The following is a 20800-nucleotide window of genomic DNA, read 5'->3' as shown; positions in this document are numbered from 1 at the left end:
CATGACCGACACCGACCGAACCACCGCGGACAGTCCGTTCTACCTGTACCAGCCCGAGGGCGAGCCCGCGGCGCTGTTCCTGGACTCGCCGCACAGCGCGACGATCTACCCGACGGACTTCCGCCCCGACCCCGCGCTGCCGCTGCCGCTGCTGCGCCAGGCCGAAGACACCTTTGTCGACGAGCTCTACGCCGGCGCCCCGGCGCGCGGCATCCCGCTGCTGTGCGCGGGCTTCCCGCGCAGCTACCTGGACGCCAACCGCGCGCTGGAGGAAATCGACGAAGCCCTGCTCGAAACACCCTGGCCCGGCGCCAGGCAGGAGACCTCCAAGACCCGGCTGGGCAAGGGCCTGGTCTGGCGCGTGCTGGACACCGGCGAGGCCATCTACGACCGCAAGCTGAGCGTGGAAGAAGTGCAGGCGCGCATCAACCGCTGCTACCTGCCCTATTACGCGCAGTTGCAGAAGCTGGCCGACCGCGCCGTCGCCAGCCACGGCAGCGCCTGGCATATCAACTGCCACTCGATGCCGAGCCACGCCGCGCCATTCGCCACCGAGTTCCCGGGGCTGGAGCATCCAGACTTCGTGGTGGGCGACCGCGACGGCACCACCTGCGACAAGCGCTTCACCGACCGGGTCGAGGGCGTGCTCAAGGAGATGGGCTACGACGTCTGGCGCAACCACCCGTACAAGGGCGTGGAGATCGTGCGCGTGGTGGGGCAGCCCCAGGCCGGCTGCCACAGCCTGCAGCTGGAGGTCAACCGCAAGCTCTATATGGACGAGGTGGGCCTGACGCATACCGCGGGCTTTGCCAGGCTGCGCCATGACCTGAACCTGCTGCTCGACGAGTTGCTGCGCTTTACGCGCTCGATGCCGTCGCGCGTGGCCTGACGCCGGGCCGGGGCTGCGCCACGCAGCCCCGCATACGCCGCGGGTTCACCGCAGTTGTGCGAGATAGGGGATTCCTGCTAGCGCACCAGTCACTTGCGGCGCGACAGCAAGCGTTGGAAGAATGGGTAACAAGATTTAGGAACTTTGTCAGATAGGTTTCCTCTATCATGGCATTCCTTTGCGAACCCATCTTGCCTGCCGGCCCCTGCGGCCCTGCGGGCAAAACCCAAGAACGCACACACCGCTCACACCGTGATCCGACGAATCTCCGAACTGCTCGGCAGCCGGCTCCGCATGGTGGCTGCCGCAGTGGCCGGTGCGATCGCGCTGGCAGGCTGCGCCAATATGCCGGCCGATGATGCCAGCGCCGGCCCTGCCCCGGCACCCGCCCGACCTGCCGCCGCCCCGGCACCCGCCACTTCTACTCCGCCCACCAAGACCGTCACCCTGCCCGACCGTGGCCGCGTCAGCCTGTCCGAGTACCGGACCCGCATGCGCGAACAACTGATAAAGACCGAGAACGCCACCAGCGACGCGGCGGACTGCGCCGCCCACGCCAGCTGGGTGGTGCCGCGCTCGGCCAGCTACGATGCATTGAAGATCCCCACCGGCGCGCTCGCCGCGGGACAGGCCACGACCGAGCCATGGAGCGGACGCTTCTCGCCCGGCAAGCAGGCCGTGCCGGTCAGCTCGGTGGTCACCTTCGCCGCCACCGCGCACAAGCGCCGCGGCAGTGACGACTGGCAGCCGGTGAAAGTGCGTTGCGGTTATGACGACGGCATGATGCTGGCGTATGAGCTGCTGGACAGCGGCGGCGCCACCATCAGCGAACCGGCTGCCGAGCCGGCCGTGCCGGCTGCTACGCAAACTTCGGCAAGCAAGAGCCGCAAGGGGGCCAAGGGCAAGAGCACGGCTTCGAAGTCGGGCAAGGCGTCGGCGTCCAAGTCATCGAAGTCAACGACCGCCAAGTCCACCTCCGGCCCGGCCAAGACGACCAGCAAGACCAAGAAGAAGCAATAGGCGCAAAGCGGGCGCACCGCGTCCGCGCCAAGGCCGTTCCGGCCCACCCGGTTTCGTCCGGTTGGGCCGTTTGCGCTGGCTCAGCCCAGGTAGTCCAGAATTGCCTGCAGCATCGCCGTCCCCAGCAGCGCACTGCGCGCGCCGTTCCAGCCGACCGCCGGATCCGGCAGATCGGCATTGTCCTTGAACGGCATCTCCAGCGTCAGCGCCAGGCAACCGAAGGTATGCCCGATGTACTTGGACGCCAGCTTGAGCGCATCCGCGTTGTACTTGCTGGCCGCGTAGCCGTGCGCATCCTGGAAATCCGGCGAGACCCGCTTGAAGGCCTCGATAAAGCGCTGCTGCTCGCGCCGGCGCGCCTCGGTAAAGCCCGGCAGCATCTCGCTGCCGGCGACGAAGTTGTACGGCAGTCCCTCGTCGCCATGGATGTCGAAGAACATGTCGCAGCCGGTGGCCTCGATGGCGCGGCGCACATGGTAGACCTCGGGGCTGGTATCCGGGCTCGGCGCCATCCACTCGCGGTTCAGGTTGGCGCCGGCGGCGTTGGTGCGCAGGTTGCCGCGCGCCGAGCCGTCCGGGTTCATGTTCGGCACGATATGGAAGACCGCGCGCTCCAGCAGCTTGCGCGCAACCGGGTCGCCCGCCCACATGCCGGTGCCGGTCAGGCGCTGCAGCACGCCTTCGACAAACCATTCGGCCATGCTCTCGCCCGGGTGCTGGCGCGCGATCATCCAGACGGTCTTCTTGCCGGGGCCGGGCTGGCCCAGCGTGACGCGGGTCATGTCGCGCCCGTCCACGGTGCTGCCCAGGTGCGACAGCCGCGCCAGCGGCGAGCGTTGGCAGCTGGCCAGCAGCGACAGGTGGCGCTCATCCGGATACGGCTCGAAATACGCAAACCAGATGCTGTCGTGCTCGGGCGTGAACTCCACCGTCATCACCTGGCCGTCGAAGCGCGTCGGCACGCGGAACCAGTTGGCGCGGTCGTACGAGGCCACCGCGCGGTAGTCGCGCCATCCGTCCGGATAGGTGCAGTCGCCGGCGTTCAGGAAGTGCATCCGGCACGCCTGCCCCGCCGCGCCCTGCAGGCGGAAATGGAACCACTGGCGGAAGTCGGCGTGCGAGTCGGCGCGGATGCGCAGGCGGATATCGTCGGCGCGGTCGAGCGCCTCGACCTCGATGGCGCCGGAGTCGAATTGCGAAGAGATATGCATGGCGGCAGGCATGGCTGGCAGTCTCGTGGCGAAGGGTTTCAGTCTTCCAGGCGGCGGCGGAAGACCCAGCGGGTGGCATCCGAGGCCGCGGCGTCGAAGGCGTAGCCGTCTTCGGCAAAGCGCTTGAGCTTTTCCGGCTCGGTCACGCGCTGCGTCACCGCGTAGCGCGCCATGGTGCCTCGCGCGCGCTTGGCGTGGAACGAAATGATCTTGTAGCGGCCGCCCTTCCAGTCCTCGAACACCGGCGTGACGATGCGCGCCTGCAGCACCTTGGGCCGCACCACCTTGAAATACTCTTCCGAGGCCAGGTTGACCAGCACCGGCGCGCCTTCCTGCTTGAGCGCGGCCATGTCAGCGTTGATCATCTGCGTGACATCGTCGCCCCAGAACGCGTACAGGTCCTTGCCGGCAACGTTGTCGAGGCGCGTCCCCATCTCCAGCCGGTAGGGCTGCATCCAGTCCAGCGGGCGCAGCACGCCGTACAGGCCGGACAGGATGCGGATGTGCTTCTGCGCAAAGCCGAGTTCGTCGGCCGACAGCGTCTTCGCATCCAGGCCGTCGTAGACGTCGCCATTGAAGGCCAGCACCGCCTGCTTGCTGTTGGCCGCGGTGAACTCCGGCGACCAGTCGCCGTAGCGCGTCACATTGAGCAACGCGAGCTTGTCGGAAATGTCCATCAGCGCGCCCACATCCTGCGGCGCCAGCTTGCGCAGGCGCTCGATCAGCGTGGCGGAACGGTCGATAAAGCGCGGCAGCGTATGGGTCTTGAGGCGCGGGGGAGTCTCGTAGTCCAGCGACTTGGCGGGAGACAAAACGATGAGCATGGCAAAATCGCGGCAGTAGCCAAGGACAAACAAGCCAAGATTGTAGCGAATGCGCCTCGACACCACCGGAAACACCCTCTTCGCCAGCCCCGCCGGCGTCACATCTGCGCCCCGCGTGGTGCTCGACTCCAATATCTGGGTGGATCTGCTGGTCTTCCGCGACCCGCATGTGGAGCCGATCCGCACGGCGCTGGAGGCCGGCACCATCGCCCCGGTGATCCGCGCCGACTGCCGCGAGGAACTGCGCCGGGTGCTGGCCTATCCGCAATTTGCCCGCTTTGACGTCGATATCGATGCCGCGCTGGCCACCGTCGACCGCCTCGCCAGCCTGGAAGCCGCGCCGCCGCAGGCCGACTACGACGCCATCAGCCTGCCGCGCTGCAAGGACACCGACGACCAGAAGTTCGTTGAGCTGGCCCACTTTGCCGGCGCCGCCTGCCTGGTATCGAAGGACAAGGCCGTGCTCAAGCTGCGCACCCGCCTGCGCCGCAGCAGCGGCGTGGAAGTGATGACGCCACCGGCCTTCGGCGCCTGGCTGGCCGCGCTTGGCGCCGCCAGCGCCGCCGATCCGCTTTAGAATGTCGGCTCCCGGCGCCGCCTCCCCGGTGGCGCCGCACGCCTGATCGCATCCCGTCCCCACCGCACCGACACGTTCGCATCATGTCCGCAGACACCACCCACACCCAGTTGACGCCGCTGACCCCGCCGCCCTCGCGCCTGCCCGCCGTCGGCACCACCATCTTCACCGTGATGTCGGCGCTGGCCACCGAGAAGAACGCCGTCAACCTGGGCCAGGGCTTCCCGGACTTCGACTGCGACCCCAGGATCGTCGATGCCGTGACCGCCGCCATGCGCGCCGGCCATAACCAGTACCCGCCGATGGCGGGCGTGCCGCGCCTGCGCCAGGCCATCGCCGGCAAGATCGCCAGCCTCTATGGCCACCAGTACAGCTGGGACACCGAGATCACCGTCACCGCCGGCGCCACCCAGGGCATCCTGACCGCGATCCTGTGCGCGGTGCATCCGGGCGACGAGGTGATCGTGCTGGAGCCGTGCTACGACAGCTACCTGCCCGCGATCGAGCTGGCCGGCGCCACCGCCGTGCCGGTCACGCTGGAAGCGCCGGAATTCCGCGTGCCCTTCGACAAGCTGGCCGCCGCGATCACGCCGCGCACGCGCATGATCCTGATCAACACGCCGCACAACCCCACCGGCACGATCTTGCGCGCGGCCGACATGGACCAGCTGGCGCAGATCCTGGCCGGCACCGACATCCTGCTGCTCTCGGACGAGGTCTACGAGCACATGGTCTACGACGGCCAGCAGCACGCCTCGGTCTCGCGCCATCCTGAGCTTGCGCGCCGCAGCTTCGTGATCTCGAGCTTCGGCAAGACCTATCACGTGACCGGCTGGAAGGTCGGCTACGTGGCCGCGCCGGCCGCGCTGATGGCCGAGTTCCGCAAGGTGCACCAGTTCAACGTGTTCACCGTGAACACGCCGGTGCAGCACGGCCTGGCCGACTACATGGCCGATCCCGCGCCCTACCTGCAGCTGTCGGCGTTCTACCAGGCCAAGCGCGACTTTTTCCGCGCCGGCCTGGCCAACAGCCGCTTCAAGCTGCTGCCGTCGGACGGCACCTACTTCCAGTGCGTCGACTACTCGGCCATTTCCGACCTGAGCGAGGCCGACTTCGCCATGTGGCTGACGCGCGAGATCGGCGTGGCCGCGATCCCGGTCTCGGCCTTCTACACGCAGCCGCGAGAATCGGGCGTGGTGCGTTTCTGCTTTGCCAAGAAGGAAGAGACGCTGGCGCTGGCGCTGGAGCGGCTGGGCAAGCTGTAGGCGCAGGCCTGGCCACCGCGCCAACGAAAAACGCCCGCGAAACCAATCGCGGGCGTTTTACCTTGTGCGGCCGGTTTGTGGCCGGTTACTTGTTGCTGCGGCTCGCCATCAGCTCAAGATTGGCCTTGCGGTCGGCATTGACCTTCTGCACCGATTCACGCGCCGACAGCGTCTTCAGGTAGTCCTTGACCGGCAGGTCGGCCAGCAGGTCGGTGCCGTAGATGATCTTGGTGCACGACGACACCAGCGGCAGGTGCGCCGCGGCGGCGCAGTCGGCCAGCGTGAAGGTGTCGCCGGCGATATACGGCGAGAACTTCGCCAGCCTGGCGAAGGCGGGGACATAGCGTGTCAGCAGCTTGTGCTGGCGGTCCTTGACGCCGTCGCTGACCTTGCCGCCGAAGAATGCCTCGGGGTACAGCTCGCGCGCGGTCAGCTCCAGGTACAGTTCCATGAAGACGACGATCTCGCGCACCTTGGCGGCCTGGAACGGGTCGCCCGGCAGCAGCGGCGTCTGCGGATAGGCCGCCTCTACGTAGTCGACGATGGCTTCGGACTCGCACAGCGGGCCGGATTCGGTGATGATGTAGGGCACCTTGCCCGCGGGCGTGGCCGCCGGATCGGTCTGGCCGATCCAGGCCAGCACCTCTTCGAACGGCACGTTCTTTTCCAGCAGCGCCAGCTTCACTTTGTTGTAGTAGTTGCTGGCGGCAAAACCGCAGAGCTTCAGCATGTCGTCTCTCTCCGTTATTGGAATGATCCCCGCATCGCACGGTGCGGATGTCGGGTGATTGTGGACCATCCGGGGTCTGCAGTGTACCGGCTGGCCGATCAGCGCACGCCGCCTGCCCCGCCGGACTGTTGCGGAAGGTGCAAAAAACGTACGATCGTGCTAATTTAACCACAACTTTTGGGACGAATGATGAGCACTTTCACCATCGATACGCTGGGTATCGTCGGCACCGGCGCCATGGGCCGGGGCATCGCGCAGATCGCCGCGCAGGCGGGCCTGACCGTCAACCTGTACGACGCCAACCCGCAAGCGGTGGCCGCCGCGCGCCAGTACCTGCAGGACACGCTGGCCAAGCTCGCCGACAAGGGCAAGATCAGCGCCGCCGACGCCGAGGCCACGCTGGCCCGCGTCAAGCCCTGCGGCACGCTGGAAGACCTCGCCGGCTGCGACATGGTGCTGGAAGCCATCGTCGAGAAGCTGGAAGTCAAGCGCGACCTGATCGCCAAGCTCGAAGCGGTCTTGCGTGAAGACGCCGTCATTGCCTCCAACACGTCGTCGCTGTCGATCACCGCGATCGCCGTGGGTGCGAAGCACCCGGGCCGCATCGCCGGCTACCACTTCTTCAACCCGGTGCCGCTGATGAAGGTGGTCGAGGTCATCGACGGCCTGTCGGGCAACCCCGCGGTGGGCGACGCGCTGATGGCGCTGTCGCGCCGCATGGGCCATACGCCGGTGCGCTGCAAGGACATGCCGGGCTTTATCGTCAACCATGCCGGCCGCGGCATGAATATCGAAGGCCTGAAGGTTGCGCAGGAAGGCGTGGCCGGGTTCGCCGACATCGACAACATCATGCGCGAGCAGGCCGGCTTCCGCATGGGCCCGTTCGAGCTGATGGACCTGACCGGGCTGGACGTGTCGCACCCGGTGATGGAATCGATCTACAACCAGTTCTACCAGGAACCGCGCTACCGCCCCTCGCCGATCACCGCGATCCGCGCGGTCGGCGGGCTGATCGGCCGCAAGGCCGGCGCCGGGTTCTATTCCTACGCCGATGGGCAGAAGCAGGTGCCGGCGGCTGCCGTGGTACCGTCCGCGCGCCCGTCGAGCGTTTGGGTCAGCCATGAAAGCGAGCGCGGCCACGCCATGGTGAGCAAGCTGCTGGGCGCGCTGGGCGTGACCCCGGAAGGCGGCAACAAGCCGTCGGCCGATGCGCTGATCATCGTCACCCCGCTGGGCCTGGATGCCACCACCAGCGCGCTGCAACAGGGCCTGGACCCGGCCCGCACCGTCGCCATCGACACGCTGCTGCCGTTCGAGGCCACCAAACGCCGCACGCTGATGACCACGCCGGCCACCAGCGCCGCCGCCCGTGACGCCGCGCACGGCCTGTTTGGCAGCGACGGCGTGCCGGTCACGGTGATCCGTGATTCGGCCGGCTTTGTCGCGCAGCGCGTGCTCTGCTGCATCATCAATATCGCCAGCGATATCGCGCAGCAACGCATCGCCACGCCGTCGGACATCGACCTCGCCGTCAACCTGGGCCTGGGCTATCCCAAGGGCCCGCTGGCGCTGGGCGATGCGGTCGGCCCGCAACTGGTGCTGGAGACGCTGCGCAACATGGAAGCGCTCACCGGCGACATGCGCTACCGCCCGAGCCCGTGGCTGTGGCGCCGTGCCGGCCTGGGCCTGTCGCTGCTGGCCGAAGAGCAGTAAACCCGCCACCGCCCCACCGACCGAGCCACGCCCATGCCCGCACAGTTGCTTTCCCACCGCGTCGATTCGACGCTGGTGCTAACCATCTCGAACCCCGAGGCACGCAATGCGCTGCACCCGGACATCTACGCGGCCTCGCAGCAGGCGCTGGATCAGGCCGCGGCCGATGACTCGGTGCGCGCGGTCATCATCACCGGCGCCGACGGCATTTTCTGCGCCGGCGGCAACCTGAACCGGCTGCTCGGCAACCGCAGCCAGCCGCGGGAGGTGCAGGCCGCCAGCATTGCCCTGCTGAATGGCTGGGTCGAGTCGCTGCACGCCTTTCCCAAGCCGATCATCGCGGCAGTGGAAGGCGCTGCCGCGGGCGCGGGCTTCTCGGTGGTGCTGGCGTGCGACTTCGTGGTGGCGGCCAGCAATGCCAAGTTCGTGATGGCCTATGTTTCCGTGGGGCTCACGCCCGACGGCGGCGGCTCGTATGAGATCGCACGCGCGCTGCCGCGCCCGCTGGCCAGCGAGCTGATGATGGAAGGCAAGCCGGTGGACGCGGCGCGGCTGGCGCAGTTCGGGCTGGTCAACCGCGTCACCGAGCCGGGCCAGGCCCTGGACGAGGCCCTGCGCCTGGCCGCTGGCCTTGCCCGCCAGTCTCCACACGCCGTGGGCCGCATCAAGGACCTGATCAACCACGCGGCCACCGCATCGCGCGCCGAACACCTGCTGGCCGAGCGCGACAGCTTCGTCGCCGCGCTGCATCACCCCGACGGCGGCGAAGGCATCAGCGCCTTCCTGGAAAAACGCAAGCCGCAGTACCGCTGAAGCCGGGCGCCGGACGCCTGGCTTTACCCGAACGGCGAGCCCGCGGCAGACGGGCATGCCGGCACAATGCAAGGAGACAACGCATGGAATTGCCGCCGTCCTCGCGTCGCCGCATCTACCTGATGCGGCATGGTGCCGTTTCGTACTTCGATGAAGCCGGGCGCCCCGCCCTGCCCGAGATGGTGCCCCTCAACGAGACCGGCCGCATGCAGGCCACCGCCGCCGGGCGCGCCTTTTCCGCCGAACAGATCCGCTTCGACCGCGTCATCGTCAGCGGGCTGCCGCGCACCGTCGAGACGGCTGAGCGTGTGCTGGCCGAACTGCCCGGGATGGACGACGTGGTGCCGGAAGTCTGGCCCGCGCTGCAGGAAATCCGCGGCGGCGACCTGTCCGCCATCGCCGACCAGGACCTGCGCGACGCCTTCGTCGGCGCCTTCGAAGGCGAAGTCCCGGAAGACAAGCGCTTCCTCAACGGCGAGACCATCGGCCAGTTCCTCGACCGCGTGCTGCCCGCGCTGGAGCGCCTGCGCGCCGATCCTGACTGGGACACCGCGCTGATGGTGCTGCACGGCGGCACCAACCGCGCCATCCTGTCGCAGGCCATCACCTGCGGGCGGCGCGTGTTCTTCGGCTCGCTGCTGCAGACCGCGGGCTGCATCAATGTGCTCGACATGGGCGACGGCCCGCTCGACTGGGTGGTGCGCATGACCAACTACTCGCCGCCCACGCCCGTTCACAGCGGCACGCGCCACACCACCATGGAAGTGCTGCTGCACCAGTATTTGCGCGGACGCCAGCTGCAGGGCTGAGTGCGCCGCGGACTTGATCGAATCCCAACCGATACCGAACAGAAAACCAACGGAGACAGCATGACGAGCAACGTATCGCACTTCGAGGGCACGCGCCCGGTGGCGGACCAGCAGCGCTTCGACACTGACGCGCTGGAAGCCTGGATGCGCCAGCACGTGGAGGGCTTTGCCGGCCCGCTGACCGTGGAGCAGTTCAAGGGCGGCCAGTCCAACCCAACCTTCAAGCTGGTCACGCCGGGCCAGACCTACGTGATGCGCGCCAAGCCCGGCCCCAAGAGCAAGCTGCTGCCGTCGGCGCACGCGATCGAGCGCGAATACCGCGTGATGGCCGCGCTGGCCGGCAGCGACGTGCCGGTGGCGCGCATGTACGCGCTGTGCGAGGACGAGTCCGTGATCGGCCGCGCCTTCTACATCATGGAGTTCGTCGCCGGCCGCGTGCTGTGGGACCAGTCGCTGCCGGGCATGAGCACCGCCGAGCGCAGTGCCATCTACGACGAGATGAACCGCGTCATCGCCGCGCTGCACACGGTCGACTACAACGCCATCGGCCTGGGCGACTACGGCAAGCCCGGCAACTACTTCCAGCGCCAGATCGAGCGCTGGACCAAGCAGTACAAGCTGTCCGAGACCGAATCGATCCCGTCGATGGACGCGCTGATGGACTGGCTGCCGCAGCATATCCCGCTGGAAGACGCCGACCTGACCTCGATCGTGCATGGCGACTACCGGCTGGACAACCTGATGTTCCACCCGACCGAGCCGCGCGTGCTGGCGGTGCTGGACTGGGAACTGTCCACGCTGGGCCACCCGATGGCCGACTTCAGCTACCACTGCATGAGCTGGCATATCGCCCCAGGCCAGTTCCGCGGCATTGCAGGCGTGGACTTCGCCGCGCTGGGCATCCCGGACGAAGCCAGCTACCGCCGCCTCTACGAGCAGCGCACCGGCCGCCCGATCACCGGCGACTGGAACTTCTACCTGGCCTTCAGCATGTTCCGCATCGCCGGCATCCTGCAGGGGATCATGAAGCGCGTGGTGGATGGCACCGCATCGTCGGCGCAGGCGCTGGACGCGGGCAAGCGCGCGCGGCCGATGGCGGAGATGGGGTGGCAGTACGCGCAGAAGGCCAAGGGCTGAGCGGCAACGGCTGCAGCCAAAGAAAACGGGCGCCGTGGCGCCCGTTTTTCATCCGCGTCGCGCGGCGCTCAATCCCCCAGCGCCACCCCTTCCCGCCGCGGGTCCGCACCACCCGCCCACACCGCCTTGCCGTCAGGCCCCTGCTTGCGCATGATGGCCTGCGTGCCGCTGGTCATCTCGATCTCGGCCACCTGGTGGCCGCGCTGCTGCAGTGCCTGCACCAGGCCCGGCGACACCAGCCCCTTCTCCACCTCGGTCGGGCCGTTGCGGCTGCCGAAGTTGCCCATGCCGATGGCGGCCTGCACGTCCATGTTCCAGTCCAGCATGCCGACCAGGGTCTTGGACACGTACTCGATGATCTGCGAGCCGCCCGGCGAACCGACCGTGGCGACCAGTTGGCCGCTCTCGCGGTCGAACACCAGCGTCGGCGCCATCGACGAACGCGGGCGCTTGCCCGGCTCTACGCGGTTGGCCACCGGCTTGCCATTCTCGCTCGGCACGAAGGAGAAGTCGGTCAGCTGGTTGTTCAGCATGAAGCCGCGCACCATCAGATGCGAGCCGAAGTACGACTCGATCGTGGTGGTCATCGAAATCGCCCCGCCGCGGTCATCGACGGCAACGATCTGCGAGGTGGAAACGCGCGGCGGCGAACGGTCGGGCGCGTAAGCCATCGCCGTGCCCGGCGGCACCCCCGGCTGGGCCTTGCCCATGCTCTTGTCGCCGATCAGCTCCGCGCGCGTGGAAAGGTAGGATGGGTTGACCAGGCCGGCCACGTTGACCGGCACGAAGTCGGCATCGGCCACGTACAGGCCACGGTCGGCGTAGGCCAGGCGGTCGGCTTCGGAGATCGCGTGGACCGCGTCGGGATTGGCCTCCATCACCGCCGGCGTGTTCACGCCCTGCGGCTTGAGCGCGGCCAGCGCGTACTTGGGATTCTTGGTTTCGAGCGCCTGCAGCGTGCCCAGGATCTGCGCGATGGCGATGCCGCCCGACGACGGCGGCGGCATGCCGCAGATCTTCCAGCGCTTGTAGTCGGTGCAGACCGGCACGCGCTGCTTGGCCCGGTAGCTGCCCAGGTCAGCCAGCGACAACGAGCCGGCATTGCTGCCACCGTTGACCTTGGCGACGATATCGCGCGCGATCGGCCCGCTGTAGAGCACGCCGGCACCGCGCCGGGCGACATCGCGCAGGGTCTGCGCCAGCTTCGGGTTCTTCAGCACCGTGCCGGCCGGCTTGGGCTTGCCCTGTGCATCCAGGAAGTACGCGGCCATCTCCGGCGAATTGCCCAGGAATTTGTCGGCCGCCACCTGCGTGTACAGCCGCTCCGAGATCGGGAAGCCCTTCTCCGCCAGGTCGATGGCGGGCTGGAACAGCTTGGCCCATGGCAGGCGGCCGTGCTTCTGGTGCGCCATTTCCAGCGCGCGCATCACGCCGGGCGTGCCGACGGAGCGGCCGCCGATCTGGGCCTCGCTGAACTCCATGGGCTTGCCGTCGGAGCGCAGGAACAGGTTTTCGGTGGCGCCGGCAGGGGCGGTCTCGCGGCCGTCGAAGGCCTGAACATTCTTGCCGTCCCAGTACATGATGAAGGCGCCGCCGCCGATGCCGGTGGCCTGCGGCTCGACCAGCGTCAGCACGGCCTGCATCGCGATGGCGGCATCGATGGCGGAGCCGCCCTGGCGCAGGATGGCGCGCCCGGCCTCGCTCGCGAGCGGGTTGGCCGCGGCCGCCATATGGCGCTGCGCGTAGGCCGTGGACATGCCGGGGCGATAGCCGGACGACACTTCCGGTGCCGGCGGCATGGCGGCCGGTGGCGTGGTCGCGGTCGGCGCGGCAGGCGCGGCCGGCGTGGCGGTCCCTCCGCCCTGGGTACCACAGGCACCGAGCAGCGCCGTCAGGGCAAGGGCCAGCGCGCCGCGCCACGCCATCGAAGAGAGGTCAGGGTGAGCCATGCGATATCTCCTGGGGGAAGGATCAGACGATTGTAGTGGCGATCGGCGCATCCGGGAAACGCGAAAGTCGAATTGTCTACACATCGGGGCCAGCCAGCCCGGTCCCGAAAAATATTTCACTTGCTTTGACCCCGCCATCACGCCTGGCCCGTTTCATCCACAGGCCCCCATGCCGGCGCTCCGCCCTCGGCCTCCCAGGAGAACAACATGCAACGTCACGCACCGGTCCTTTTTTCCGGCATTGCCGCCGCCCTGGCGCTGGCACTGACGGCCTGCGGCGGCCATACGCCGTCCCTTCCCCAGCAGACATCCGAGCCGGTGCCACCGGCAGTTGCCCCGGCCCCGGCGCCCGCTTACGACCAGGCCGCCAAGGCAGGCCAGGCGGCGCCCGCCATGGAAATGCACGCGCTCGCCCCGCGCGCCACGCTGGCCATGCCACACCCCTACCACCTGCCGCCGCCGGCGCCAGCCGAGCGCGAACGCTACGGCGCCATCGAGGAAACCGGCGTCAGGCTGGTGGCGCAGGCGCCGGTATCCACCTTCAGCATCGATGTCGATACCGGCAGCTACAGCAATATGCGCCGCATGCTCAATGCCGGGCGCGTGCCGCCGGCCGATGCGGTGCGCGTGGAAGAGCTGCTGAACTACTTCCCCTATGACTATGCCCAGCCCGCCGACGGCCGCCCGTTCGCCGTGCATGCCGCGCTGGCACCCGCGCCCTGGCACCCGGCCAATGTGCTGCTGCGCATCGGCATCAAGGGCAAGGACATGGCCAGCGGCGCGCTGCCGCCCGCCAACCTGGTATTCCTGGTGGATGTATCGGGTTCGATGAACTCGCCGGACAAGCTGCCGCTGCTGAAGTCTTCGCTGAAGCTGCTGGTGAACAAGCTGCGCCCGCAGGACCGCATCACGCTGGTCACCTATGCCAGCGGCACGCGCGTGGCGCTGCCGCCCACGCCGGGCAGCGACAAGACCGCCATCAGCGCCGCCATCGACCAGCTCGTGGCCGGGGGCAGCACCGCCGGCGCCAGTGGCATCGCGCTGGCCTACCAGGCCGCGCAGCAGAGCTATATCGCCGGCGGCATCAACCGCGTGCTGCTGGCCACCGACGGCGACTTCAACGTGGGCGTGACCGACTTCCGGCAGCTCAGGAGCATGGTGGAAGAGAAGCGCAAGTCCGGTGTGTCGCTGTCCACGCTCGGCTTCGGCACCGGCAACTACAACGAGCAGTTGATGGAGCAGCTGGCCGATGCCGGCGACGGCGCCTATTCGTATATCGACAACCTGATGGAAGGCAACAAGGTGCTGGTCAGCGAGATCAGCTCGACGCTGGCCACCATCGCGCGCGACGTGAAGATCCAGGTGGAATTCAATCCGGCCACGGTGAAGGAGTATCGCCTGATCGGCTACGAGAACCGCATGCTGGCGCGCGAGGACTTCAACAACGACAAGGTCGATGCCGGCGATATCGGCGCGGGCCACACCGTGACGGCGCTGTATGAACTGACGCTGGCCGGCCAGGCCGGGCTGGTCGATCCGCTGCGCTACCAGCCGGCCGCACCCGCTCTGGGGCGCGACGGCGAGCTCGCGCACGTCAAGCTGCGCTACAAGCTGCCCGCCGCCAGCACCAGCCAGTTGATGGACATCACCGTCGCGCGCCAGGCCATCCGCCCGCTGGCGCAAGGCGATGACGACTTCCGCTTTGCCGCGGCGGTGGCCGGTTTCGGCCAGGTGCTGCGCGGCGGCAAGTTCACCGGCGACTGGCGCTACGCCGATGCCCGCGCGCTGGCCCAGGGCGCCCGCGGCACCGACCGCTTTGGCTATCGGGGCGAGTTCCTCAAGCTGGTGGACCTGGCACAGAGCCTGGCCACGGCCAGTCCGGCCGGTGCCACCAGCGGCGGGCCGGCCGAGCGTGCGGCACGCTGACACCAGCCCGGGCCGCGAGCCGGCGCAAGGCGGTGCGACAGACTGTCGCGCCGCCTTGCGCTCTCCTATACTCGGGCGCATGCAGGCACCCGCCCCCGCCCCTTCCGCTGCGCCCACAGCCGCTACGCCCGGCGCCGCGCTGTCCGCGCTGCCCGACCATGACCTGATGCTGCTGGTGGCGGGCGGCATCATCGAGCAGCCCGTCACCGAGCTGTTCCGCCGCCATAACGCCGGCCTCTACAACTACGTGGCCTGGCTGTGCCAGGGCAACCGCGGCGAAGCGGAAGACATCGCGCAGAAGACCTGGGTCAAGCTGATGACCCGCTGCGGCGACTACCAGCCTGACGCGGCGTTCCGCACCTTCCTGTTCCAGATCGCGCGCAATACCTGGCTCGACCGGGTGCGCAGCGCCGATGCGCGCCAGCGCGAAGCCCTGGACGACCAGCCAGCGGAGATGCCGGCCGACGACCTGTCGCCGGAAGCAGAGCTGCAGTTGCGCCAGCACGCGCACCACGTGCATCGCGCGCTGCTGCAGCTGCCCGTCTCCCAGCGCGAGGTGGTGGTGCTGCGCTTCTTCAGCGACATGAGCGTCGAAGAGATTGCGCAGATGCTCGGCGAGAAGTTCGAGACCGTGAAGAGCCGGATGCGCTATGCGTTCGCGCGCCTGCGCGCAGAGCTGGCCGGCAGTGTGCCGGGCTCGCAGGAGACGCCGTCGTGAACGCGGCCGACCGCTTTATCGACGGCAAGGACCGGCTTTCGGCACTGCTGCGGGAGCTGCCCGCTTACGCGCCGTCCGCTGCGCTGGCGGAGTCGGTGCACGCGGCCGCACGCGCGGCACAACAGGAAGCGGATCGCCAGCGGGCCGGCGCGGCGGCGCTGCCCTTCGCCGCGCCGCCAACGCTGGCCACGGCGGTGCTGGAAGAAGCCGCGCGCCTGCAGGCGGCGCAGGCCGCGCGACGCGATGCGCTGCTTGCGCGCGTGGCGTCAGGCGAGCCCGCGGCGGAGATTCTGGGTGCCCCGGTCGGTGCCGCTGCCAGCGCGTGGCTGCAGACACAGGCGGCTGAGGCGGCAACACCGCCACAGGCAACACGGACCGCAGCGCAATCCATGGCAGCGCGCGCCGCGCGCGCGCGGCGGTGGTGGCGCTCGCTGGGACTCGTGGCCAGCGTCGCGGCGGTGGCCGGGCTGACCACCAGCATCGTGCTGCGGCAGATCGATGATGGCGCACTGCTGCCGGTATCGGCGCCTGAACAGGTGTCCGCCCCGGCCGCGGCACCCGCCGCAGAGATGGCAGCAGCGCCCGCACCGCAAGCTGCGGCGGAACCCGGAACGGCCACGCCGGCAAACCCGCCGCCAGCCGCGAAGGCTGCCCCGGCCCCGCGGCGGGAAGAGCGGCCTGCCCCGGCGCACGCCGGGCAGCGCAGCCGCGCGCCGGCAACGGCCGGGGGCACGGCGCCACGCGAGGCCGCCACGCCACCACGGCCGCAGGCGACTGAAAGCTTGTCCGCCCAGGCGCCGGCCGTGGCCGCCGCACCAGCCGCTCCCGCTTATCCGGCCATGGCAGAGGCAGTCCCGCAGCCGGCAATGCCGGCACCCACGGCACCGCCGGCGACCGCGCCGCGTGCAGACTTCGCCCGCAAGGCCGCGCCACCGATGACGGCCGCACGCGCCCCCGCCGCGCACACCGCATCCAGCATGGTCGTGTCGATCCAGGACGACCCCGCCGCCACGGCTGCGCGCGTGCCGGCGGCGGCATCGGTCACGCTGCTGGCGGCCGAACCGGACAGTGAGGCAATCAGGGAATGGGCAGGACGGCTCTGGCAGTCGATGCCGGCGGCGCAACGCCCGCCGGTGCCATTTGCCGTGCAGGCCGACCGCACGCTGGCCCCGGGCCAGGTGCGCATCGAACTGCGGCACGGCGCGCCGCAATGAGCGCGCCGGTGCGTTGGCGAGTGCTGGTCAGCGCGTGGTGAACGACCAGCTCAGGTCCACCGGCTGCGAACCCAGCCGGCCGGTGACCCGCACGCTGTAGCGCTGCTGGCTGGCCAGCGGCGCCACCGGCGTGCAGATCGCCAGGCCGCGTGCCGCGCTGGAGAGGCCCGACGAACGGCTGTCGACCTTGAGGCAGCTGACATTGTTGCCTTGCGCGTCGGTGATGACGAAGTTGTCGGCGTCGAACTGCAGCGAGGTGTTGATGGCCTGCAGCGATACCGGATAGCCCACGGTCTTGCCCTCGTAGCCCGGCGCCGGGTTGGGGCTTTCCGAGTTGACCCAGCTGGCCGGCACGTCGGCCTGGTCGTTGTACGGGTAGGCCACCATCTGGTTGTCGCTGCCGCCCTTCGATGCATCGGCCAGGTCAATGGTCTGGTAGTAGCTGGCCGAGGTGCCGCTGCCGTCCGGGCCCACGCGCTCGGCAAAGCCGCTGCCGGCCGAGCCGTAGCTGCCCAGCAGCGCGGCGCGGTGGAACGGCGCGTTGACCAGGTCCGACACCAGCGCGTCCTTGGGCGACATCGACAGCTGCGCATTGGCAACCGAGGTCCAGCGGTTGGCCCCGGCCACGACTTCCGCGGTGGCATTGGTCGGATAGGCGGCCTGGATGCGCTCGTTGGGCGTGGCGCCGGTATAGCCCGGCTTGCCGCTGGTCTCGTCGTGCGTCAGCGTGGCGTTGGCCAGCATGTAGGCAGTGTGGTTCTGCGCCACGGTATTGAGCGGATCGCGTGCCGCCAGCGGCGGCAGGCCCACCTGCTCGCGCCGATAGTTGGCGTAGCACAGGCCGGCGGTGCGCGGCTCGTCCAGCACGCGGTAATTGCTGACCGCACTGCCGCGCGCCGGCAGCAGCGAGATGCCGCCGCCCGCCGCGGGTGCCGGCGCCGTGCCGCTGACGGTATAGCAGGCACCTGCGGTGGATGGCATGGTCGAGCCCGAGCCGGACGGCGCGCTGGCCTGCCCGTTCGCTTGCGATGCGCCCGACGAAGTACCGCCGCCGCCGCCATCGCCACCACCGCCGCCACATGCGGACAGTGCCAGCGCCGCAGCGGCGCAAAGCGTGGTCAGGGCGAGCGTGGTGCGCCGCGTGCGTCGCGGCAGCATGGGTTGGTGATCAGCAAGCAAGCGTTTCCCGGTCATCGTTCTGAATCGTCGTGGTCATCGGAGGAAGGAACCTGCCCCGGGGGATCCGCAGGCGCGGACAGCCGGCGCGGCAACCATCGCCAGCACCGTGTGGACACGGGCTCGCGGCAGCGGCGCCGGGGGCAGAAAGACCGGACGATGGTATGGGCGCGGACCGGCAGGGTCTAGCCCATGAACAATTCCTTACGTGTGACCCGCGCGCGCCGCACCGGGGCGCCGCGCGGGGCCCTTGCGGTGCCAGCCATGCGGGCGCGGGCGCACTTAGCCGGCGGCGGCCACGTCGGCCATGCCGGTGCCGAGCGCGGCCATCACCGCCATCAGCTGCTCGCGCAGCCAGCGGTTGGCACCGTCGTTTTCGCCACCCGCATGCCAGTACAGGTGCAGTTCCAGCGACGGCACCTTGAACGGCAGCGAGAGCACGCGGTTGGCATAGGGCTCATTGGCGATGCGCGCATAGCGCAGCGGCAGCGTAGCCAGCAGGTCGGTGCAGCTGACCACGCGGCACGCGGCCGCGTAGTGCTGGCAACGCAGGCGCACGCGCCGCGTCAGGCCCATGCGGTGCAGCGCCTGGTCTTCCAGCCCGGCGCCGCGACGGCGCGACGACACATGCACATGCTCGGCCGCCAGGTAGCGCTCAAGCGTCAGTTCCTTCTTCACCAGCGGATGGTCGCGCCGCGCCAGCACCACCATCGGATCGGCCATGAACGGCGCGTGGTGGATGGCGGGCGAGACCGGCAGCAGGATGTCCAGCGCGGCGTCCAGCGTGCCGGCGAGCAGCTCGGACTCCATCTCGCGGCGGTCGAAGCGGATCGCGGCGATCTCCACCTGCGGCGCCATTGCCGTGACACGCGCCATCAGCGGCGGCAGCAGCGTGGATTCCAGCGCGTCGCGCATGCCGATGGTGAAACGCCGCACGGTATTGGTGGGATCGAAGTGCGGCGTATCCTGCAGCGTGCGCGCGAACGATTGCAGCGCGCTGCGCACCTCGGCGGCCAGCGAGCGCGCCAGCGGCGTGGGCGCCATGCCCTGCCCGCGCCGCTCGAACAGCGGGTCGTCGAACAGCGTGCGCATCCGGCCCAGCGCATGGCTGACCGCGGGCTGCGTCAGGTTGAGCTGGCGCGCGGCCGCGGTGATGCTGCCTTCGCTGTAGATGGCGTCGAACACCACGAAGAGATTCAGGTCGATGCGGGAGAGCTGCATGCCGAGGATTCTGGCACGGAATGCAGGGAATTGATACTGGCAAATCCAGAAAATTCATTTTTCTTATTACCAGCTTTCAGATAGAGTGCATTCCATCGGCCCATGCCGCACTGATGCCGAGGCCTGCCGAGGCCAACGAGGCGCCGCCGCCCACCCCGGCGTCCACTGATTCCGTAGCGAGGAGACCACATGGATTTCGAATACAGCCCGAAGGTCAAGGAAATGCAGGCCAAGCTGCTGGCCTTCTTCGACCAGCACATCTACCCGAACGAAAAGCGCTTCGCCGCAGAGATCGACGCCAACCGCCGCGCCGGCAACGCCTGGGTGCCGACCAAGGTGATCGAGGAACTGAAGCCGCTGGCACGCGCGGCCGGCCTGTGGAACCTGTTCCTGCCGCGCTCGCCGCGCGCCCCTCAGGGCCTGTCGAACCTGGAATACGCCACGCTGTGCGAGATCATGGGCCGGGTGCCCTGGTCGGCCGAGGTCTTCAACTGCGCGGCTCCCGACACCGGCAACATGGAGACGCTGGAGCGCTATGCCTCCGAGGAGCTGAAGGACAAGTGGCTCGAGCCGCTGCTGGCCGGCGAGATCCGCTCGGCCTTCCTGATGACCGAGCCGGCCGTGGCCTCGTCGGACGCGACCAATATCGAATGCCGCATCGAGCGCGACGGTGACCACTACGTGATCAACGGCACCAAGTGGTGGTCGTCGGGCGCGGGCGACCCCCGCTGCAAGGTCTACATCGTGATGGGCAAGACCAATCCCGACGCCGGCCGCCATGAGCAGCAGTCGATGATCGTGGTGCCAGCCGATACCCCGGGCATCACCATCAAGCGCTTCCTGCCGGTGTTCGGCTACGACGACGCGCCGCACGGCCATATGGAGATCGAGCTGAAGAACGTGCGCGTGCCGGCTTCGAACATCCTGCTGGGCGAAGGCCGCGGCTTCGAGATCGCGCAGGGCCGCCTAGGCCCGGGCCGCATCCACCACTGCATGCGCAGCATCGGCGTGGCCGAGCGCGCGCTGGAACTGATGTGCAAGCGCGCGCTGTCGCGCGTGGCCTTCGGCAAGCCGGTGTCCAGCCAGGGCGTGACGCAGGAACGCATCGCCGAAGCCCGCTGCGAGATCGAGATGGCGCGCCTGTTGACGCTCAAGGCCGCGTACATGATGGACACGGTGGGCAACAAGGTGGCCAAGGCCGAGATCGCCATGATCAAGGTGATCGCCCCGAACGTGGCGCTGAAGGTGATCGACTGGGCCATCCAGGTCCATGGCGCCGCCGGCGTCTCCAGCGACTTCCCGCTGGCCAACTGGTGGGCGCACCAGCGCACGCTGCGCCTGGCCGATGGTCCGGACGAGGTGCACCGCAACGCCATCGCCAAGCTGGAGCTGGCCAAGCACATGAACCTGAACCCGGACGACATCAGGATGCCGGTGGCACGCGGGTTCTGACCGCCTGGCAACGCCGCGGGGCTTCGGCCCTGCCGGCAGTATGGAAAACGCGCAGCCAGTCTGCGCGTTTTTTTCTTCTGTGCTTAAATCGCCCGGTTCGCCACGTCAGTGGTTGATGTGGCCATCCCCAACGATCGCAGCCAGGAGATCTTTTGC

General features: G+C 68.7%; 18 protein-coding genes. 12 read left to right on the top strand and 6 right to left on the bottom strand.

Annotated features, from left to right (window positions below; all coding sequences use genetic code 11):
* Nucleotide 1 precedes the first annotated feature (1 nt).
* Both RS901_RS11660 and RS901_RS11655 read left to right on the top strand, forming a co-directional pair.
* Nucleotides 2–889, top strand: coding sequence for an N-formylglutamate amidohydrolase (locus RS901_RS11660; protein WP_316148932.1), 888 nt, complete (start codon nt 2–4; stop codon nt 887–889).
* Between the two features lie 252 nt (nt 890–1141).
* Complete coding sequence (locus tag RS901_RS11655) at nt 1142–1909, top strand: BspC domain-containing protein (protein ID WP_410054104.1); 768 nt, start codon at nt 1142–1144, stop codon at nt 1907–1909.
* An 80-nt stretch (nt 1910–1989) separates the two neighbouring features.
* Here RS901_RS11655 and RS901_RS11650 read toward each other — a convergent pair whose 3' ends face one another.
* Together RS901_RS11650 and yaaA are read right to left on the bottom strand one after the other, a co-directional pair.
* Nucleotides 1990–3132, bottom strand: a complete 1143-nt coding sequence (locus RS901_RS11650) for a M14 family metallopeptidase (protein ID WP_316148931.1) — start codon at nt 3130–3132, stop codon at nt 1990–1992.
* A gap of 26 nt (nt 3133–3158) precedes the next feature.
* Complete coding sequence (gene yaaA / locus RS901_RS11645) at nt 3159–3944, bottom strand: peroxide stress protein YaaA (protein ID WP_316148930.1); 786 nt, start codon at nt 3942–3944, stop codon at nt 3159–3161.
* Nucleotides 3945–3993: 49 nt separating this feature from the next.
* Here yaaA and RS901_RS11640 point away from each other — a divergent pair, with 49 nt between their 5' ends.
* Both RS901_RS11640 and RS901_RS11635 read left to right on the top strand, forming a co-directional pair.
* Nucleotides 3994–4521, top strand: coding sequence for a PIN domain-containing protein (locus tag RS901_RS11640; RefSeq protein WP_316148929.1), 528 nt, complete (start codon nt 3994–3996; stop codon nt 4519–4521).
* A gap of 83 nt (nt 4522–4604) precedes the next feature.
* On the top strand, nt 4605–5786 hold the full coding sequence (locus RS901_RS11635) for a pyridoxal phosphate-dependent aminotransferase (RefSeq protein WP_316148928.1): 1182 nt from the start codon (nt 4605–4607) through the stop codon (nt 5784–5786).
* An 85-nt stretch (nt 5787–5871) separates the two neighbouring features.
* Here RS901_RS11635 and RS901_RS11630 read toward each other — a convergent pair whose 3' ends face one another.
* Nucleotides 5872–6516: a glutathione S-transferase gene (locus RS901_RS11630; RefSeq protein ID WP_316148927.1), complete on the bottom strand. Its 645-nt coding sequence runs from the start codon at nt 6514–6516 to the stop codon at nt 5872–5874.
* Nucleotides 6517–6705: 189 nt separating this feature from the next.
* On the opposite strand from RS901_RS11630, the gene RS901_RS11625 reads away from it, so the two are divergent.
* From RS901_RS11625 to RS901_RS11610, 4 genes are all read left to right on the top strand, one after another.
* On the top strand, nt 6706–8229 hold the full coding sequence (locus RS901_RS11625) for a 3-hydroxyacyl-CoA dehydrogenase (protein WP_316153477.1): 1524 nt from the start codon (nt 6706–6708) through the stop codon (nt 8227–8229).
* A 33-nt stretch (nt 8230–8262) separates the two neighbouring features.
* Complete coding sequence (locus RS901_RS11620; RefSeq protein WP_316148926.1) at nt 8263–9042, top strand: oxepin-CoA hydrolase, alternative type; 780 nt, start codon at nt 8263–8265, stop codon at nt 9040–9042.
* A gap of 83 nt (nt 9043–9125) precedes the next feature.
* Nucleotides 9126–9851, top strand: a complete 726-nt coding sequence (locus RS901_RS11615; protein WP_316148925.1) for a histidine phosphatase family protein — start codon at nt 9126–9128, stop codon at nt 9849–9851.
* A 60-nt stretch (nt 9852–9911) separates the two neighbouring features.
* Nucleotides 9912–10988: a phosphotransferase gene (locus tag RS901_RS11610; protein ID WP_316148924.1), complete on the top strand. Its 1077-nt coding sequence runs from the start codon at nt 9912–9914 to the stop codon at nt 10986–10988.
* 68 nt (nt 10989–11056) lie between these two features.
* On the opposite strand, the gene ggt is transcribed toward RS901_RS11610, so the two are convergent.
* A complete protein-coding gene (ggt, locus tag RS901_RS11605) occupies nt 11057–12937 on the bottom strand; it encodes a gamma-glutamyltransferase (protein WP_316148923.1) in 1881 nt (626 codons plus the stop codon).
* A gap of 207 nt (nt 12938–13144) precedes the next feature.
* Between ggt and RS901_RS11600 the strand changes: the two genes are divergently transcribed.
* The 3 genes from RS901_RS11600 to RS901_RS11590 all read left to right on the top strand — a co-directional run bounded on the left by RS901_RS11600 (nt 13145) and on the right by RS901_RS11590 (nt 16795).
* The gene (locus RS901_RS11600) at nt 13145–14863 is read left to right on the top strand and encodes a VWA domain-containing protein (protein ID WP_316148922.1); all 1719 of its coding nucleotides are present in this window, start codon (nt 13145–13147) and stop codon (nt 14861–14863) included.
* Between the two features lie 79 nt (nt 14864–14942).
* A complete protein-coding gene (locus RS901_RS11595) occupies nt 14943–15581 on the top strand; it encodes a sigma-70 family RNA polymerase sigma factor (protein WP_316148921.1) in 639 nt (212 codons plus the stop codon).
* Nucleotides 15578–16795, top strand: a complete 1218-nt coding sequence (locus tag RS901_RS11590) for a hypothetical protein (protein ID WP_316148920.1) — start codon at nt 15578–15580, stop codon at nt 16793–16795. Before RS901_RS11595 ends, RS901_RS11590 begins: the two co-directional genes overlap by 4 nt.
* A 27-nt stretch (nt 16796–16822) precedes the next feature.
* Here RS901_RS11590 and RS901_RS11585 read toward each other — a convergent pair whose 3' ends face one another.
* Both RS901_RS11585 and RS901_RS11580 read right to left on the bottom strand, forming a co-directional pair.
* Complete coding sequence (locus tag RS901_RS11585; RefSeq protein ID WP_316148919.1) at nt 16823–17953, bottom strand: CAP domain-containing protein; 1131 nt, start codon at nt 17951–17953, stop codon at nt 16823–16825.
* Between the two features lie 300 nt (nt 17954–18253).
* The gene (locus RS901_RS11580) at nt 18254–19192 is read right to left on the bottom strand and encodes a LysR family transcriptional regulator (RefSeq protein WP_316148918.1); all 939 of its coding nucleotides are present in this window, start codon (nt 19190–19192) and stop codon (nt 18254–18256) included.
* A gap of 189 nt (nt 19193–19381) precedes the next feature.
* Here RS901_RS11580 and RS901_RS11575 point away from each other — a divergent pair, with 189 nt between their 5' ends.
* Nucleotides 19382–20644: an acyl-CoA dehydrogenase family protein gene (locus RS901_RS11575; RefSeq protein WP_010809091.1), complete on the top strand. Its 1263-nt coding sequence runs from the start codon at nt 19382–19384 to the stop codon at nt 20642–20644.
* Nucleotides 20645–20800: the final 156 nt, after the last annotated feature.

The sequence above is a fragment of the Cupriavidus sp. BIC8F genome (assembly GCF_032465815.1).
Taxonomy (GTDB): Bacteria; Pseudomonadota; Gammaproteobacteria; order Burkholderiales; family Burkholderiaceae; genus Cupriavidus; species Cupriavidus necator.
The sequence above is the reverse complement of the archived record's forward strand: the minus strand, read 5'-3'. Positions and strand labels throughout refer to the sequence as shown.